Raw genomic sequence first — 16,845 nt, 5'->3', positions numbered from 1 at the left:
CGAAAGATGAAATCGCTTTTCCCCCGCGTCAACAAAACCAACGACGAGGTCTTTATGAATGCCCCTTTCGATCAGCTGTTCACATGGCTGAAAGATCACAAGATTACCGAAGTGGAATGCGTGGTCAGCGACCTGACCGGCATCGCCCGCGGCAAGATCGCACCGACCAACAAGTTCCTGCATGAGCGAGGCATGCGCCTGCCGGAAAGTGTGCTGCTGCAAACGGTAACCGGGGATTTTGTCGACGACGACGTCTACTACGATCTGCTCGATCCGGCCGACATCGACATGGTCTGCAAGCCGGTGAGCGACGCGGTGTACGTGATTCCGTGGGCCATCGAGCCGACCGCCATCGTCATCCACGACACCTTCGACAAGTTCGGCAACCCGATCGAACTGTCGCCGCGCAACGTGCTCAAGAAAGTCCTGCAGCTGTACACCGACAAAGGCTGGAAGCCGATCGTGGCGCCGGAAATGGAGTTCTACCTGACCCAGCGCTGCGAAGACCCGGACTTGCCGTTGAAGGCACCGCTGGGCCGTTCCGGTCGTGCCGAGAGTGGTCGTCAGTCGTTCTCCATCGATGCCGCCAACGAATTCGATCCACTGTTCGAAGACGTTTACGACTGGTGCGAACTGCAAGGCCTGGACCTGGACACGCTGATCCACGAAGACGGCCCGGCGCAGATGGAAATCAACTTTCGTCACGGCGATGCGCTGGATCTGGCCGACCAGATCACCGTGTTCAAGCGCACCTTGCGTGAAGCCGCGCTCAAGCACAACGTGACCGCAACCTTCATGGCCAAGCCGATCGGCGACGAGCCCGGCAGCGCCATGCACCTGCATCAGAGCGTGGTCGAGATCGCCAGCGGCCAACCGATTTTCGCCAATGCCGACGGCAGCATGAGCGACCTGTTCCGCCACCACATCGGCGGCCTGCAGAAATACATCCCGAAGGTGCTGCCGATGTTCGCGCCGAACGTGAACTCGTTCCGCCGCTTCCTGCCGGACACTTCGGCGCCGGTCAACGTCGAGTGGGGCGAAGAAAACCGCACCGTCGGCCTGCGTGTGCCGACCTCCGGGCCTGAGGCGATGCGGGTTGAAAACCGTTTGCCGGGTGCTGACGCCAACCCGTACCTGGCGATCGCGGCGAGCCTGCTGTGCGGTTACATCGGCATGGTCGAAGGCGTCGAGCCGAGCGCTGCCGTCGAAGGCCGGGCTTACGAGCGCCGCAACCTGCGCCTGCCGATCACCATCGAAGAAGCCCTGACCCAAATGGAAGAGTGCGACACCGTCGCGCAATACCTGGGCAGCAAATTCGTACGCGGCTACGTCGCGGTGAAACGCGCCGAGCATGAAAACTTCAAGCGCGTGATCAGTTCCTGGGAGCGGGAGTTCCTGTTGCTGAGCGTCTGATTAAAACAACAAAAACCAACCCACGATCGTTCCCACGCTCTGCGTGGGAATGCAGCCCGGGACGCTCTGCGTCCCAAGAGCGGACGCGGAGCGTCCATTGAGGCATTCCCACGCAGAGCGTGGGAACGATCAGCAAGAGTCGCCTGAAAAATCCAATAATTCGAAGAGGTGTCGATATGCGTCTGTTGAAATCCTTGATCCCCGCCGCTCTGGCCCTGGCGTGCAGTGCCGGTGCCATCGCCCAACCCCAGGTCAGCGTCTACAACTGGACCGATTACATCGGCGAAACCACCCTCGCCGACTTCCAGTCCACCAGCGGAATCAAGGTGATCTACGACGTCTTCGACTCCAATGAAACCCTTGAAGGCAAACTGCTCGCCGGCCGTACCGGGTATGACGTGGTGGTGCCGTCAAACCACTTCCTCGCCCGTCAAGTCAAGGCCGGTGCATTCCTCAAACTGGATCGCTCGCAGCTGCCGAACTGGAAAAACCTCGACCCGAAACTGCTGGCCCTGCTTGAGAAAAACGATCCGGGCAACGAGCACTCGGTGCCATACCTGTGGGGCACCAACGGCATCGGCTACAACGTCGACAAGGTCAAGCAAGTGCTGGGCATCGATCACATCGATTCCTGGGCCGTGCTGTTCGAACCGGAGAACCTGAAGAAACTCACCCAGTGCGGCGTGTCGATGATGGACTCGGCCGATGAAGTGTTCCCGGCCATCCTCAACTACATGGGCATGGACCCGCGCAGCGAAAAACCCGAAGACTACAAGAAGGCTGAAGAGAAACTGTTGAGCATCCGGCCGTACATCACCTATTTCCATTCCTCGAAATACGTGTCCGACCTGGCCAACGGCGACATCTGCGTGGCCTTCGGTTACTCCGGCGACGTGTTCCAGGCCGCCAACCGCGCCAAGGAAGCCAAGAACGGCGTGAACATCGCTTACTCGATTCCCAAGGAAGGCGCGAACCTGTGGTTCGACCTGCTGGCGATTCCTGCCGATGCCGGCAACACCAAGGAAGCCCACGCCTTCATCAATTACCTGCTCGACCCGCAAGTGATCGCCAAGGTCAGCGCCTCGGTCGGCTACGCCAACCCGAACCCCGCGGCCAAGCAATACATGGATGCCGAGCTGGTCAACAATGCCGAGGTCTATCCGTCCCAGGAAGTCCTCGACAAGCTCTATATCTCCTCTACCCCGCCTCAGTCGATCATGCGTCTGATGACCCGGTCCTGGAGCAAAGTGAAGTCGAACAAATGAATCAGTACACCCAGGAACACGCCCTCTCCTATTACGCCGCGTCGGCCCGTGCCAGCACACCCTATCCGGAACTGGCGGATGACCTGATCGCCGATGTCTGCGTGATCGGCGGCGGTTTCACCGGCGTCAACACGGCCATTGAACTGGCGCAGCGCGGGCTCTCGGTGATCCTGCTCGAAGCCCGGCGCATCGGCTGGGGCGCCAGCGGGCGCAATGGCGGGCAATTGATTCGCGGGATCGGTCATGACGTCGAAGGTTTCTCACGGCATGTCGGCAGCGAAGGCGTGCGTTACCTGCACCGGGCCGGGATCGACTCGGTGGAGCTGGTGCGCCAGCGCATCACCGACAACGCCATCGAGTGCGACCTGCGCTGGGGCTTCTGTGAGCTGGCCAACACGCCGGCGCAGTTCGACGCCTTCAAGGCCGAGCAGGACAGTCTCGCGCAGCTGGGTTATCGCCATGAAACGCGGCTGGTTGCCCGTGAGCTGATTCGTCAGCAAGTGGTGAACGCGGGTGCCTACAAGGGCGGCCTGATCGACATGGGCTCGGGCCACTTGCACCCATTGGATCTGGTGCAGGGCGAAGCGCGGCTGGCAGCCACCCTCGGGGTGCGGATTTTCGAGCAGAGCCCGGTGCTGAAAATCGTCCACGGCTCGACCGTTCAGGTTCGCACTCAGAGCGGCACCGTGCGCGCTGGCAGCCTGGTGCTCGGCTGCAACGCGCACCTGGACGAACTCGAACAGCAACTCAGTGGCAAGGTGCTGCCCGCCGGCAGCTACATCATCGCCACCGAACCGCTGTCGGCGGCGCGCGCCGCCGAACTGATTCCGCAGAACCTGGCGCTGTGCGACCAGAAAGTCGGCCTCGACTACTACCGGCTCTCGGCGGACCGCCGCTTGCTGTTCGGCGGCGCCTGCCATTATTCGGGACGGGACCCGGCGGACATCGCCGCCTACATGCGCCCGAAGATGCTCAAGGTCTTCCCGCAACTGGCGGACGTACGCATCGACTACCAGTGGGGCGGCAAGATCGGCATCACCGCCAACCGTTTCCCGCAGGTCGGTCGACTCAAGCAACAGCCGAACGTGTTCTACGCCCAGGGCTATTCCGGCCACGGTCTGAACGTCACCCACTGGTGCGCCAAGCTGTTGGGTGAGGCGATCCACGCCGGTCACAGTCAGGGCATGGACGTGTTCAGCCACGTACCGCACATGACCTTCCCCGGCGGTCCGGCGCTGCGCTCGCCATTGTTGGCACTGGGCATGTTCTGGTATCGCCTGCGAGAGTTGTTGGGATAAGGCGTCCTGCACATTTGCTCTATCGCGAAGCACTTCTATATTGATGAAGTGCTTTGGCGTTCCTGACGCTCAGTGCCCGATACACTCTGGAGGTCATGGATGGAGTCGTCAGCCGCCGATCAACCGCGAGCGCCCGGCCAGGCGTCGGTCAAGACCCGCCGTTTCAGCATTTCGCTGGTGTGGATCGTGCCGATCATCGCGGTGCTGGTGGGCATTTCGCTGGTAGTGCACAACCTGATGCAGGAAGGCCCCAGCATCATCGTCACTTTCAAGACCGGCAGCGGCCTGACCGCCAACAAGACCGAGGTCAAATACCGCAACGTGGTGATCGGCCAGGTCACGGATGTCGAGCTGAGCAACGACCAGAAACACGTCAACGCCACGATCAAACTGGCCAAGCAGGCCGAAACCTTTACCCGCGCAGACTCACAGTTCTGGGTGGTGCGCCCGCGCATCGGTGCGGGCGGTGTCTCGGGCATCGACACGTTGCTGTCCGGTGACTACATCGGCGCCGACATCGGTCAGTCCAACTCGCGCGCAAAACACTTCAAAGGCCTGGAAAACCCGCCGCCGATCACCTACGGCGAACCAGGCAAGCGCTTCAACCTGCACGCCTCGGACCTCGGCTCGCTGGACATCGGCTCGCCGGTCTATTACCGCAAGATTCCAGTCGGTCAGGTGGTGGCCTACGCACTGGACGCCGATGGCAAAGGGGTGAACATCGAGGTGTTCATCCACGCGCCAAACGATGCTTTTGTCACCGAAAACACCCGGTTCTGGAACGCCAGCGGCATTGACGTCAACGTCGGCGCCAACGGCTTTGCGGTGAAAACCGAATCGTTGTCGACCTTGCTGGTCGGCGGCATCGCCTTCCGCGCGCCGGAGTACAGCCCCAACGATGTCGCTGCCGCCGAAGAAAAAACCTATGACCTGTTCGACGATCAGCAAACCGCCCTCGCCCCGCCCAACGGCAAGGCGCAGTACCTGAGTTTGCGTTTCGACCAGGCGCTGCGCGGGCTGAAAGTCGATGCGCCGGTGGAATTTCTCGGCATCGAGATCGGCCGGGTGGTCAGCGTCAACCTCGATTTCGACGCGAAAAAACGCAGCTTCCCGCTCAACGTCGGCATCGTGATCTACCCCGCACGCCTCGGCCAGGCTCATATCAAGATGCTCAAGGCACTCGAGCACAATCCGGACGACGAAGCGGCGGCCGTGCGCCTGATCGGCACCTTCATCGACAACGGTCTGCGCGCCCAGGCCCGTAGCGGCAACCTGCTGACCGGCCAGTTGTACATTGCCCTGGACTTCTTCCCCAAAGCCGAAAAAGTCGCGTTTGACCCCACTGCCCGCCCGGTCAGCGTTCCGACCGTCCCCGGCAGCCTCGAACAGTTGCAGGAAAAACTCGAAGCGATGGTCGACAAACTCAACAAGCTGCCGGTGGAACGGATTGCCGGCAACCTCGACAGCAACCTCGTGGAATTGCGCAAAGGCCTGGCCCAGTTCAACGCCAAGACCCTGCCCGGCGTGCAGAACACCCTCGCCGACGTGAGCAAGACCTTGCAATCGGCCAGTTCGACCCTGGCCGAAGATTCACCGCAACGCGAACAACTGAGCCAGACCCTCGACGAGCTCGGGCGCATGTCCCGTTCGCTGCGTGAGCTGTCCGATTATCTGGGCCGTCATCCGGAATCGTTGATTCGCGGCCGTCCCGACAACGCCGCGCCACTGGACCTCAAAGGGCCGCCGCGCAACTGAGCACAGGAGCTGTCCCATGGCTTTGAAGCTGAAGTTCACCGTGCTCTCGATCAGCTTGTTGCTCGGCGCGTGCAGCAGCGCCCCGATCAGCTTTCATACACTGACGCCGACGCAACCGGTGGCCGGCCGCGCTGATTCGGAGATCGCCATCGAAAGCATCAGCGTGCCGCCGCAGGTCGACCGGCCGCAAATCGTGATCCGCCAGGGCAACAGCGGCCTGGCGATTCTTGAGACCGAATGGTGGGGCGCGAGCCTCAGTGATGAATTGCGCAGCGCGCTGGTGGATCAACTGAGCAATGCCGGCGGCGCGCGCAAAACGTCCGTGCGCATCGATGTGCAACGCTTCGATTCGATTCCCGGGCAATACGGGCTGATCGACGTCAAATGGCGCCTGCGCCAGGCCAACGCCGGGGACGATGCCCTGCTCGCCTGCCGTTCGCTGCTGCAAACCCCGTCCGGACCGACCATCGACGATCTGGTGGTGGCCCAGCAGAACAACGTCAAGCGTCTGGCTGCGCTGATCAGTCAGGCAGCGGGCACTACGCGCGGCTGTCCACCGTCCTCTTGAGGAACCGGGCTCAGCGAGACGGCAAAACGACAACCGTGGGGCTCGCGCGTGGTGAGCCGGACTTGCCAGTGCTCCCGGTTGCAGATCCGCTGCACCAGTGACAATCCCAGTCCTAGCCCCTCTCCTCGACGCTCGTCACCGCGCACGAACGGCTGAAACATCGCTTGTCGCTGCTCCTCCGGAATACCGATGCCGCTGTCTTCGACCACAAAACCGTTTTCCCCGACGCTCAGCCTGACAAAACCCTGATCGGTGTAATGCCAGGCATTTCGCAGCAGGTTGCCCATTACTGACTGCAAGAAGGTCTGGTTGTAGCGAGCCGCGCCGGCCGGGTTGATGTCGCAGAAAAAATCGAGCCCTTTTTCGCGGATCAGCCGACCCCAGATTTCACTTTGGACCCGCGCTACCTCCTCAAGCGTGACGCAAATGTCACCACCGGTATCCTCCTGCGAGCGGGCGAGCATGAGGAAGGTGTCCACCAGCTGACACATTTCATGGCTGGCCCGGGCGATACGGTTGACCTGCGCGGCCGAACGCGCATCGAGCGACGGATTGGCGAGCAGTAATTCGCAGGCGCCGCCGAGCACCATCAACGGTGTGCGAAGCTCATGGCTCACGTCGCTGGTAAAGAGCTTTTCACGGCTCAGCGTTTCGCGCAGCCGGCCCAGTGTCTGATCGAACGAGAGCGCCAGTTCCCCGACCTCGTCCGCCGCGTAGTCCGGATGCAGGGGCGGCGCCAGCACCAGCAGCTGGTCGCGGTGACGAACCTGGCGTGCCAGCCGAATGACCGGGGCCATCACGCGCCGTGCCAGCAATCGGCCCAGCACAATCGCAAGCAGAATGCTCAGAATGAATCCCACCGCGACCACAATGAACAACAGACGCTCACGCTGCTCGAGACTCTCCTGATCACGCAACAGCACGTATTTGCGTCCACCCACCATCTCGACCATGGCGAAAAAACCGTCACCCTCGAACATGACCTCCTGAAACCCCGGTGACAGAGACGCCAGTGACGGAACCAGCGCCATCGCACCCGGCCCGCCTTCGAAGAAAAACAGCTCGCTCTTTTCCGGTCGATGGCTCCAGCGACTGATGTCATCCATAGCCAGCAAACGATGCAGACCGCCCATCAAGGTCGTGGCGGTCAACTTGTGTTCCACCACATGCACGGTGGCAACGATTCCCAGCGCAAATACGCCGGCCACCAGCGCACTCATCGAGGCGAATACGATGACGATCCGTTTCGTCAGGCTTTGCTTGAAATCCATTCGGCTGGAGGACTCCACCTCTGTTGTCAGACTCAGCGGTCAACATCAGGTGTGTACTCAGTAGATGTGACCGAACAGATTCAGCTTCACCTCAAACAGCAACAGTTGTTAAGCCAGCCCGGTAAAAAAAGCGTATTTGAGTCTGGTTATCAGAAACTTGATTAATTGCACACTTTCTACTCTCGCAAATTTTTCACATGTTCTTCACTGCGGCCCAACGTGAACAGCTCCAACATTCAGCCAGCATTCAAGTACGCAACCATAAAGTTGATTAAATCGCAGGCCACTCGCGCCTGCGAAGTTAAGGGGTATGGCGTGGAGCGACAGATGCTGTTAACAGCAGTCTATAAACAACGTCGAATATTGCGACTTGGAAAACTGCTGACGGTTATCGGTGCAGGGGTTGCGATTGCACTGGTCAGCGGCTTCGTCTGGGTAACCCGCTCGCCCATTGATCTGGGCCATGCGGGGAAGGCCTCAAGAGCTGATTGGACCAACGCCTGGCAGGCGGGCGAAGTCGTGGCGCTGGTGCGCCATGCTGAACGTTGCGACCGCTCCGACCATGTTTGTCTGGGCCCGGAAGACGGTATCACTCAGGTAGGCAATGACTCGGCTGCGCGGGTGGGCAAGGGTTTTGCGAGGCTGGGCATGCAGCAGGCGCAGGTGTTGACCAGCCCGTTGACCCGGACCGTGCAAACGGCGCGTGCCATGTTCGGGCAGGACGCTACTGCCCAGACCTGGCTTGAATCCTGCGGTCCGTCGCTGCGTAACGAGGTGGTGGCGCACAAAGTTGCGCAACGCAATCTGGTGCTGATCACCCACAGCGGCTGTATCAGCGACTTTGAAAAACAGACCGGTTTCCCTCACGCGATCGCCGCTGATTATGGAAGCACGCTGTTTGTTCGCCTTGATGCCAAGGGGCAACTTAAAGTGCTGGGTATTCTGGATGCCGAGGCCTGGTCTCAACTCAATAGTGATTAACGCCTTGGACAGCTAATTGACAGTTCCGAGTTGTATTCAATCAAACAAAGCAGACTTCATTAAATTGTAATAAGCGGTGTACCTGCCCCCGATTTACTGGACAGCTGTTTTTTTCAGGCTTTGCTGTATCGCGAGTACTTCGGCCTGGAGGTACGGCAGTTCTCTGGATACAGGAAATGCCCCGACACCTGCATTCATTCAGCACGATGACACGCTCGCTCAGGAACACGCCGGGCAGGTCATCGACATCAGAATTTCGTACGGTACCAAGGCTTTGTCATGACGTCTGAGAACAACCCGCTGCGACACGCTGCCCTCTTGTCCCCGGCAACAACTATCGAACGCTGGGCCATCCCCGGCCTGATTCTGGCGTTCGTGGTGTTTTACCTGCTGCCGTTGATGAACCACGGCCTGTGGATCCCCGATGAAACCCGCTACGGCCAGATCAGCCAGGAAATGCTGCTGAGTGGCAATTGGGTAGCCCCGCATTTCATGGGCATCCGTTATTTCGAGAAACCGATTGCCGGCTACTGGTTGATTGCCATCGGCCAGGCGATTTTCGGTGACAACCTGTTTGGCGTACGCATTGCTTCGGCGCTGAGTACCGGAGCCAGTGTCTGGCTGACTTATCTGCTGGCCCGTCGACTCTGGAACAACCCTCGAATCAGCCTCGCGAGCGCCCTGCTGTACATGAGTTTCGGGCTGATCGCCGGTCAGGCGGGCTATGCCAATCTCGATCCGCAATTCACCTTGTGGGTCAACCTGAGCATGGTGGCTGCGTGGTTTGCCATCGACAGCCGCACGCCCCGCGCTCGCCTGGGTGGCTGGGTCCTGCTCGGCGTCGCATGTGGCATGGGTCTGATGACCAAAGGCTTCCTCGCCCTGCTGTTGCCGGTGCTGATCGCACTGCCCTACATGGTCTGGCAACGACGGTTCGGTGAGCTGGTGCGTTACGGACTGGTCGCTATGGCGGTCTGCGCCCTCGTCAGCCTGCCTTGGGTATTGGCAGTCCATTACCGGGAACCGGACTTCTGGCGGTTCTTCTTCTGGCACGAACACATCCGTCGCTTTGCCGCCGGAGACGACGCGCAACATGCCCGTCCGTGGTGGTTCTACCTGCCTTTGCTGTTTGCCTCAACCCTGCCGTGGGCGCTGCTGCTACCTTCGAGCTTGCTGCGCATGTGGCGCGAAAGGGGTGAGGCAAAAATTGCGTACCTGGCACTGTGGTTCCTGCTGCCACTGGCCTTTTTCAGTCTGAGCAGCGGCAAACTTCCTACGTACATCATGCCGTGCCTGCTGCCCGTCGCGCTGTTGATGGGGCAAACCGTGGTCAGGTGGCAGGATCAACGCAATGGCCGGATCCTGCGCCTGAACGGTGTGATCAACACGGTGCTCGCCAGTGTTGCGTTGGTGGCCCTGCTCTATCTTCAGGCCAGGAAAGAAATCTACGAAAACACCGAGATGTTCAGCCTGTCGCTGGCTTACATCGTGGTGATGGGCTGGATCATCGCCAACGCCTTGCAAGTGCTGCGGCCACTGACGTTGTGGGCAATGCCGGCATTGGGTATCGGACTGCTCGTAGCGTTGCTGCCTGCGGCCATGCCGGCGCAGATCGTCAACAGCAAGATGCCCGATCAGTTCATTGCCGAGCATCAACGGGAACTGAGTGAAACCGCGTCCCTGCTGAGCAACGATCTGGGCGCGGCCTCGGCGCTGGCGTGGCGCCTGAAACGCCCGCAAGTGGACCTGTTCAACACCATCGGCGAATTGAAATACGGCCTCGAAGACCCGGCCATGTCGGCACGCAAAGTCACCCTGGACAGCGTCGACCAGTGGATGACCGACGCGCGGAAAAAAGGCGCCGTCGGTGTGGTGTTGCGCGTCAACAGCACTCAGGAAGAGCAGGAAGTAGAACGGCTGCCGGTGGACGGCAAGCATTATCGGCGCGGCAATCTGCACATTTTCATCTTTGCGCAGGGTCAACCATGACGGTGCGCAACAATGACCGCACCGCCCTGCTGCTCCTGCTGGCCGCCAGCGCCCTGATGTTGCTGTTGGGCCTGGGCAGCCGCGAACTGTGGGGCGCGGAAACCCGCTGGGCCAACATCGCGTTGCAGATGCTGCAAAGCGGCGATTACTTCGATCCGTACCTCAAGGGCGATCCCTATTACGACAAGCCGTTGCTGTCGTACTGGCTGATCACCGCAACCGCAGGGTTGACCGGTGGCCTGGATCACTGGTCGCTGCGTCTGCCTTCGGTGCTGTCCGCGTGGTTGAGCGTGTGGCTGGTGTATCGGCTGGGCGAGCAGTTGTTTCGCAAGGGCACGGGGCTGATCGCCGGGTGGATGCTGGCAACCACCTTCTACTTCGTGTTCTGGGCACGGGTCGCCACGGCCGACATTCTGACCGTGTGCGGGGTGCTGGCAGCGGTCTGGTGGTATTGGCGCGGGCCGGAGGACACCCGTTTTTCGCGTTACGTGGTGTTCTGCTGTTTGCTGGCCCTGACCTCACTGTTCAAGGGGCTGATCGGCTTTATCCTGCCGGGGCTGGTGCTGCTGCCGCACCTGTTGAATGACCGCCGCTGGAAGCGTCATCTCAATCTGAGACTGCTCGCCGCGCTGTTGATTGCCGGGGTGTTCTACATGACGCCGTTCCTGCTGTCCCACCTCTACGGCGCGCCGAATTACGGGCAAAGCGGCCTCGGGCTGGTATTGCGGGAAAACGTCGTGCGGTTTTTCCAGCCATTCGACAATATCGGCCCGATCTACACCTATTTACTGTACCTGCCGATTTATACCCTGCCCTGGGCGCCGTGCTGGATCGTTGCCTTGTGGGTCGCGGCGCGGAACTGGAAACACATCGAACCGGACACACGCTGGCTGATTCAGGGCCTGGGATTATTAATGCTGTTCTTCACGGCCAGCGGCAGCCGACGCAGTTATTACGTGCTGCCACTGGTGCCGTTCGCGCAACTGCTCGGGGCGTGGTGGATCACCCGGCGCGCGGCGGTTCGAAATGGCGCAGGCCCGTTCGACGGGCGTGGCCTGAAAATCGCTTTCGGCGTGGCTACTGCCCTGCTGCTCGGCATACTCGGTGTGCTTTACCCGTGGACCAACAGCGGAGGCGGTGTAATCCGTTTCGGCGAAACCGTCCTTCTGCAAGCCAGCCAACGCGCACCGTTGAGCCAATGGCGCCTGGTCATGGTCGACGTCGACAACAAAGTCCCCTTGTACCTGCAGACGGGCGGCGCGCCGTTCTACTACGTACCGGAAAACCGGGATTTCCCCCGCGACGGCGATACCGCCGCCATGTTCGCCTGGCTGGAACGCACCAGCGGTCAGCATTGGGATCCGCAACGAACCCTCTTTGTCGCCCAGTACCGCACCGGCGATCCCATTCCGCTGAATCACCTCAGCCGCGACCATCAAGTCATCACCACCACGCCCACGCGCGGCGAACAGCTGTTCCACGGCCGGGAAGATCAAAGCGTGGCCTACCTCCCCCAACGTTTCTGAAAGACAGCGCCGGGTTCGCCCGGCGTCCCCGCCAAGTGACTGCTAACCTGAATGGCAATGACATGTATTAACGGTTGGTTTGACGATTTTTTCTCATTTGCTTCTCTACATTGCCAGCCAACATATGCAAATCATTCGCATTGAAACTCACGCGAACGCTTGCCCATGAACGTCTAAAAAACAGGAGCTGCCCCGCCATGAGTCCATCCCTTCCGTCCTTCCTGAAACAGGCCGCGCTGGCGACTGCGCTGCTTGCTGCCGGGCAGGCCTTTGCCGCCGATTCAGTCGGCCTTCTGGTCTACAACGCCCAGCACGAAACCCTGACCAAGGCCTGGGTGGCCGGGTTCACCGAAGAAACCGGGATTCCGGTCACGGTGCGCAACGGCGACGATACGGAAATGGGCAATCAGATCGTGCAGGAAGGTGCGGCGTCGCCAGCGGATGTGTTCCTGACGGAAAACTCCCCGGCCATGGTGCTGGTGGACAACGCCAAGCTGTTCGCGCCCGTGGCTCCGGCGACCCTCGAACAAGTCGATGCGGCGTATCGCCCGGCCCACGGCCATTGGGTCGGTATCGCCGCGCGCTCCACGGTGTTCGTCTACAACCCGGCCAAGCTGTCGGAAAAAGACCTGCCCAAATCGCTGATGGACCTCGCAAGCCCGGCCTGGAAAGGTCGCTGGGCCGCGTCGCCTGCCGGTGCGGATTTCCAGGCGATCGTCGCCGCCGTGCTGCAACAGAAAGGCGAAGCCGCCACCCTCGAATGGCTCAAGGGCATGAAAGCCAACTTCACCGCCTACCGAGGCAACAGCTCGGTGCTCAAAGCGGTGAACGCCGGACAAGTCGACAGCGGCGTGATCTATCACTATTACGCCTTCGTCGATCAGGCCAAGACCGGCGAAAACAGCAAGAACACCGCCCTGCACTACTTCAAGCATCAGGATCCGGGCGCATTCGTGAGCATTTCCGGTGGCGGCGTGCTGGCTTCCAGCAAACACCAGGAAGACGCGCAGAAATTCCTCCAATACATCACCGGCAAGCAAGGCCAGGATGTGTTGCGTACCGGCAACTCTTTTGAATACGCCGTTGGCAAGGACGCCGGTTCCAATCCGAAACTGGTGCCGTTGAAGGACCTGGACGCGCCGAAAGTCGATGCATCGAAGCTCGACAGCAAGAAAGCCGTCGAACTGATGACCCAGGCAGGACTGCTGTAATTGATGCCTGAATCGCTGCCCGCGGAGATCGTTGCGACGCCCTCCGCCCATTTGTCACGCAGGACCCGCGCCCTCAACGGACGCGGGAGTCCGTGGGTGGTCGTGCTGGCCATCGCGGTGTCGCTGTTGTCGTTGGTGCCGATCGGCTTTGTGATCGGCGTGTCGTGGTACACCGGCTGGGCAACCATCGAAGCTTTGGTCTTCCGCCCTCGGGTGGCCGAGCTGCTGATCAACACCGTGCTGCTGGTACTGATCACGCTGCCGATCTGCATCGTGCTCGGCACCACTCTGGCGTGGCTGACCGAACGTACCGACCTCCCGGGGCGACGGCTGTGGTCATTGCTGGCGGTCGCCCCGCTGGCGGTGCCGGCGTTCGTGCACAGCTACGCGTGGGTCAGCCTGATTCCGTCGATCAATGGATTGCCGGCCGGGGTGCTGGTGTCGGTGATCGCCTATTTTCCGTTTCTGTACCTGCCGATTGCGGCGACGTTGCGTCGTCTCGATCCGGCGATTGAAGACGTCGCCGAATCCCTCGGCCTCAAGCCGTGGGCAGTGTTTTTCCGGGTGGTGTTGCCGCAACTGCGCCTGGCGATCTGCGGCGGTGCGTTGCTGGTCGGTCTGCACTTGCTGGCGGAATACGGCCTGTACGCGATGATCCGCTTCGACACTTTCACCACGGCGATTTTCGACCAGTTCAAATCAACCTTTAACGGCCCGGCCGCCAACATGCTCGCCAGTGTATTGGCGCTGTGTTGCCTGGCGATGCTGATGGTGGAATCCGGCGCCCGTGGTCATGCGCGATACGCCCGCGTCGGCTCCGGCAGCGCTCGCGAACAACGCACCGTGCGCCTGCATCGGCGCACCGCCGCGCTGGGCTTGTGCCTGCAAGGCCTGACCTGCCTGCTGGCGCTCGGCGTGCCGTTGCTGACCCTCGGCAAATGGCTGATCGCCGGCGGCGCCGAGGTCTGGCAAGGCAACGAATGGCTGCCGGCGTTGCTGCAAACGCTGTCGTTCGGGGTGGCCGGTGCGCTGTTGACCAGCCTCGCGGCGATCCCGATTGCCTGGCTGTCAATTCGTGCCCCCGGCAAGCTGCAGCGCCTGCTCGAAGGCTGCAATTACATCACCAGCGCGCTGCCGGGAATCGTCGTGGCGCTGGCACTGGTGACCGTGACCATCCATTTCGCCCGACCGATCTACCAGACCACGATCACCGTGCTGCTGGCCTATCTGCTGATGTTTCTGCCCCGGGCACTGGTCAGCCTGCGCGCCGGGTTTGCGCAAGCGCCTGTCGAGCTGGAAAACATCGCGCAAAGCCTCGGGCGCTCACCGTTGCGCGCCCTGTGGCAGATCACCTTGCGTCTGGCGGCGCCCGGTGCGGCGGCGGGCGCGGCGCTGGTGTTTCTGGCGATCACCAATGAACTGACCGCGACCCTGCTGCTCGCGCCCAACGGCACGCGCACCCTGGCCACCGGTTTCTGGGCCATGACCAGCGAAATCGACTACGCCGCCGCAGCGCCTTACGCGCTGCTGATGGTGCTGTTGTCGCTGCCGCTCACGGCCATCCTCTATCACCAATCCAGGCGCAGTGCCGGCCGATGAACGCTCTCGAAATCAACTCATTAAGCAAAGCCTTCGGCGCACAAACGGCGCTGGACTCCGTCAACCTGTCCGTCCCGACCGGCAGCCGCACAGTGATCGTCGGCCCCTCCGGCTCCGGCAAGACCACCCTGTTGCGGATGATCGCCGGGTTCGAATTCCCCGACGCCGGCAGCCTCACGCTCAACGGCCAGACCCTGGTCGACAGCAACCACGCCGTACCCGCGTATCAACGGCAGATTGGTTACGTGCCGCAGGACGGTGCGCTGTTCCCGCACATGACCGTGGCCGACAACATCGGATTCGGACTGGCGGAAACCGGCGGCCGCCGAACCGAACGCATTCAGGCACTGATGGACAGCGTCGCCCTGAACGCCGACATGGCGGCGCGTTGGCCCCACGAACTGTCCGGCGGCCAGCAACAACGGGTGTCACTCGCTCGCGCACTGGCCCAGCGGCCACGCCTGATGCTGCTCGACGAGCCCTTTTCCGCCCTCGACACCGGCTTGCGCGGCGCCATGCGCAAAATGGTCGCGCGCCTGCTGGAGGATGCCGGCGTGACCACGATTCTGGTGACCCACGATCAGGGCGAAGCGCTGTCGTTCGCCGACCAGTTGGCCGTCATGCGCGACGGTCGTCTGGTGCAGTCGGGGCATCCGATGGACCTCTACCGCTATCCCTGCGACGAACAGACCGCGCATTTTCTCGGCGAAGCCGTGGTCATGCCCGCCCGGATCGAAGCCGGCTGGGCCCATTGCGACCTGGGTCGGGTGGCGGTCAACACCAACGGTTTTTCCGGCGCCGCGCAGATCATGCTGCGGCCGGAACAACTTCAACTCTCGGACATCCCGCCCGACCCGGACGGCTGCCACGCAGTGGTCACTGATCGAGACTTCGGCGGCAACGTCTGCACCCTGACCGTGGAACTTCGCTCCCGGGCCAGCCCCGGCCGCTCATTGCTGGTACGCAGCTCCGGCATGCACGCGCCACCGGCCGGCAGCACCGTGCAGTTGTCCATTCTGGGGACAGCCCACGTCTTTGCGGTGCCCTGACTACAGGTCGAAGCGATCCACCGCGCGGCGCCGCTCGTTGTCGTCGCGCACGTCGTAGCTGGCGGTCGTCTGGATGTTGCTGTGGTGGGCCAGCTTCTGGGCGATCGACAGGTCGTGTTCTTCGATCACCCGAGTGATGAACGAACGACGGAAATCATGGGGCATGATTTTCACACCGACCTGGGTCCCGCGCTGGCGGGCAATGTAATAGATCGCGTGCTTGGTAATGCGCTCACGGGTGATGTGGCTGCCACGGCGGATGCGGTTGAACAGAAACGTGTCGTCGCTCTCGCCTTCCTTGAGTTCCGAGCGACGAAACTCCAGCCAGGCATTCAGTTTGGCGAACGCCCAGGCTGGCGCGTACTTGATCAGTTGTTTATTGCCCTTGGCGGTGACGCACAGACTGCGCTCGTTGAAGTCCACCTGATTGAGGTCCAGATCCACCGACTCCGACTTGCGCATGCCGGTGCCGTACAACAGCGCAATCACCGCCGCATCACGCAAACCTTGCGGTCGCGGATCGGCCGCGCAGACTTCCATCAATTCATGTATCAGCGTGCGCTTCAAGTTGCGCCCCTGAGACAGTCGGGTACCGGCAATGCCTTTGACCGAGCGCATCTTCAATAAATGTTCCTGGCTGATAAGACTCATGCGCCAGGCTTCATTCATCACACCGCGAATGGCGTTTACATACAGCGAAGACGTATTCGGCGCGTAATTGTCGGCGCGCAATGCGGCGACTAACGCAACCACATCTTCCGGTTGCAGTGCATGCCAGGGAATGTCTTCGACGTTCATGTCTTCGAAGCCGAGACGGTCGGCGGCATCTTGCAGAACGTAACGCATGGTCAGTTGGCTGGAGGGAGCCAGACGCGCCAGATACACGGTCATCGGGTTGGTTTTCAGGGTGTCGGGGGATG

General features: G+C 61.2%; 13 protein-coding genes. 11 read left to right on the top strand and 2 right to left on the bottom strand.

The features are described from left to right. Positions 1-54: 54 nt before the first annotated feature. From CAF73_RS04355 to CAF73_RS04330, 5 genes are all read left to right on the top strand, one after another. On the top strand, positions 55-1,413 hold the full coding sequence (locus tag CAF73_RS04355; RefSeq protein WP_085696443.1) for a glutamine synthetase family protein: 1,359 nt from the start codon (positions 55-57) through the stop codon (positions 1,411-1,413). A 176-nt stretch (positions 1,414-1,589) separates the two neighbouring features. Further along, positions 1,590-2,678 carry a polyamine ABC transporter substrate-binding protein gene (locus CAF73_RS04345; RefSeq protein ID WP_085702044.1) on the top strand — a complete coding sequence of 363 codons (1,089 nt, stop codon included), beginning with the start codon at positions 1,590-1,592 and terminating at the stop codon, positions 2,676-2,678. Next, on the top strand, positions 2,675-3,976 hold the full coding sequence (locus CAF73_RS04340; protein WP_085702043.1) for an FAD-binding oxidoreductase: 1,302 nt from the start codon (positions 2,675-2,677) through the stop codon (positions 3,974-3,976). The genes CAF73_RS04345 and CAF73_RS04340 overlap by 4 nt, the downstream gene beginning before the upstream one ends. Positions 3,977-4,075: 99 nt before the next feature. Continuing rightward, complete coding sequence (locus CAF73_RS04335; protein ID WP_085702042.1) at positions 4,076-5,731, top strand: intermembrane transport protein PqiB; 1,656 nt, start codon at positions 4,076-4,078, stop codon at positions 5,729-5,731. Positions 5,732-5,747: 16 nt separating this feature from the next. Further along, positions 5,748-6,299 carry a membrane integrity-associated transporter subunit PqiC gene (locus CAF73_RS04330; protein ID WP_085702041.1) on the top strand — a complete coding sequence of 184 codons (552 nt, stop codon included), beginning with the start codon at positions 5,748-5,750 and terminating at the stop codon, positions 6,297-6,299. Here CAF73_RS04330 and CAF73_RS04325 read toward each other — a convergent pair. Continuing rightward, positions 6,257-7,570: a HAMP domain-containing sensor histidine kinase gene (locus tag CAF73_RS04325; RefSeq protein ID WP_085702040.1), complete on the bottom strand. Its 1,314-nt coding sequence runs from the start codon at positions 7,568-7,570 to the stop codon at positions 6,257-6,259. The genes CAF73_RS04330 and CAF73_RS04325 overlap by 43 nt on opposite strands. Positions 7,571-7,789: 219 nt before the next feature. On the opposite strand from CAF73_RS04325, the gene CAF73_RS04320 reads away from it, so the two are divergent. The 6 genes from CAF73_RS04320 to CAF73_RS04295 all read left to right on the top strand — a co-directional run bounded on the left by CAF73_RS04320 (position 7,790) and on the right by CAF73_RS04295 (position 15,925). Further along, positions 7,790-8,551 carry a histidine phosphatase family protein gene (locus tag CAF73_RS04320; RefSeq protein ID WP_371918954.1) on the top strand — a complete coding sequence of 254 codons (762 nt, stop codon included), beginning with the start codon at positions 7,790-7,792 and terminating at the stop codon, positions 8,549-8,551. Between the two features lie 279 nt (positions 8,552-8,830). Further along, positions 8,831-10,540, top strand: a complete 1,710-nt coding sequence (gene arnT / locus CAF73_RS04315; protein WP_085702039.1) for a lipid IV(A) 4-amino-4-deoxy-L-arabinosyltransferase — start codon at positions 8,831-8,833, stop codon at positions 10,538-10,540. Next, a complete protein-coding gene (locus CAF73_RS04310) occupies positions 10,537-12,066 on the top strand; it encodes a glycosyltransferase family 39 protein (protein WP_085702038.1) in 1,530 nt (509 codons plus the stop codon). The genes arnT and CAF73_RS04310 overlap by 4 nt, the downstream gene beginning before the upstream one ends. A 197-nt stretch (positions 12,067-12,263) precedes the next feature. Beyond that, positions 12,264-13,277: an iron ABC transporter substrate-binding protein gene (locus CAF73_RS04305; protein ID WP_085702037.1), complete on the top strand. Its 1,014-nt coding sequence runs from the start codon at positions 12,264-12,266 to the stop codon at positions 13,275-13,277. Between the two features lie 3 nt (positions 13,278-13,280). Next, positions 13,281-14,876, top strand: coding sequence for an iron ABC transporter permease (locus tag CAF73_RS04300; protein WP_085702036.1), 1,596 nt, complete (start codon positions 13,281-13,283; stop codon positions 14,874-14,876). Further along, positions 14,873-15,925 (top strand): ABC transporter ATP-binding protein, encoded by a 1,053-nt coding sequence (locus CAF73_RS04295; protein WP_085702035.1) that lies wholly within the window; start codon positions 14,873-14,875, stop codon positions 15,923-15,925. Before CAF73_RS04300 ends, CAF73_RS04295 begins: the two co-directional genes overlap by 4 nt. Here the strand turns inward: CAF73_RS04295 and xerC are convergent, their stop codons facing one another. Continuing rightward, positions 15,926-16,816, bottom strand: a complete 891-nt coding sequence (xerC, locus tag CAF73_RS04290; RefSeq protein ID WP_085696090.1) for a tyrosine recombinase XerC — start codon at positions 16,814-16,816, stop codon at positions 15,926-15,928. Between the last annotated feature and the right edge of the window lie 29 nt (positions 16,817-16,845).

This window comes from Pseudomonas sp. B15(2017) (genome assembly GCF_002113215.1).
Taxonomy (GTDB): domain Bacteria; phylum Pseudomonadota; class Gammaproteobacteria; order Pseudomonadales; family Pseudomonadaceae; genus Aquipseudomonas.
The sequence above is the reverse complement of the archived record's forward strand: the minus strand, read 5'-3'. Positions and strand labels throughout refer to the sequence as shown.

Excerpts from the sequence above, each read along its gene's own strand:
- CAF73_RS04300 (WP_085702036.1), top strand. The coding sequence starts at position 13,281 with ATGCCTGAATCGCTGCCCGCGGAGATCGTTGCGACGCCCTCCGCCCAT.
- CAF73_RS04345 (WP_085702044.1), top strand. The coding sequence starts at position 1,590 with ATGCGTCTGTTGAAATCCTTGATCCCCGCCGCTCTGGCCCTGGCGTGC.
- xerC (WP_085696090.1), bottom strand. The coding sequence starts at position 16,816 with ATGACCGTGTATCTGGCGCGTCTGGCTCCCTCCAGCCAACTGACCATG.
- CAF73_RS04305 (WP_085702037.1), top strand. The coding sequence starts at position 12,264 with ATGAGTCCATCCCTTCCGTCCTTCCTGAAACAGGCCGCGCTGGCGACT.
- CAF73_RS04310 (WP_085702038.1), top strand. The coding sequence starts at position 10,537 with ATGACGGTGCGCAACAATGACCGCACCGCCCTGCTGCTCCTGCTGGCC.
- CAF73_RS04340 (WP_085702043.1), top strand. The coding sequence starts at position 2,675 with ATGAATCAGTACACCCAGGAACACGCCCTCTCCTATTACGCCGCGTCG.
- CAF73_RS04325 (WP_085702040.1), bottom strand. The coding sequence starts at position 7,570 with ATGGATTTCAAGCAAAGCCTGACGAAACGGATCGTCATCGTATTCGCC.
- arnT (WP_085702039.1), top strand. The coding sequence starts at position 8,831 with ATGACGTCTGAGAACAACCCGCTGCGACACGCTGCCCTCTTGTCCCCG.
- CAF73_RS04335 (WP_085702042.1), top strand. The coding sequence starts at position 4,076 with ATGGAGTCGTCAGCCGCCGATCAACCGCGAGCGCCCGGCCAGGCGTCG.
- CAF73_RS04295 (WP_085702035.1), top strand. The coding sequence starts at position 14,873 with ATGAACGCTCTCGAAATCAACTCATTAAGCAAAGCCTTCGGCGCACAA.
- CAF73_RS04355 (WP_085696443.1), top strand. The coding sequence starts at position 55 with ATGAATGCCCCTTTCGATCAGCTGTTCACATGGCTGAAAGATCACAAG.
- CAF73_RS04330 (WP_085702041.1), top strand. The coding sequence starts at position 5,748 with ATGGCTTTGAAGCTGAAGTTCACCGTGCTCTCGATCAGCTTGTTGCTC.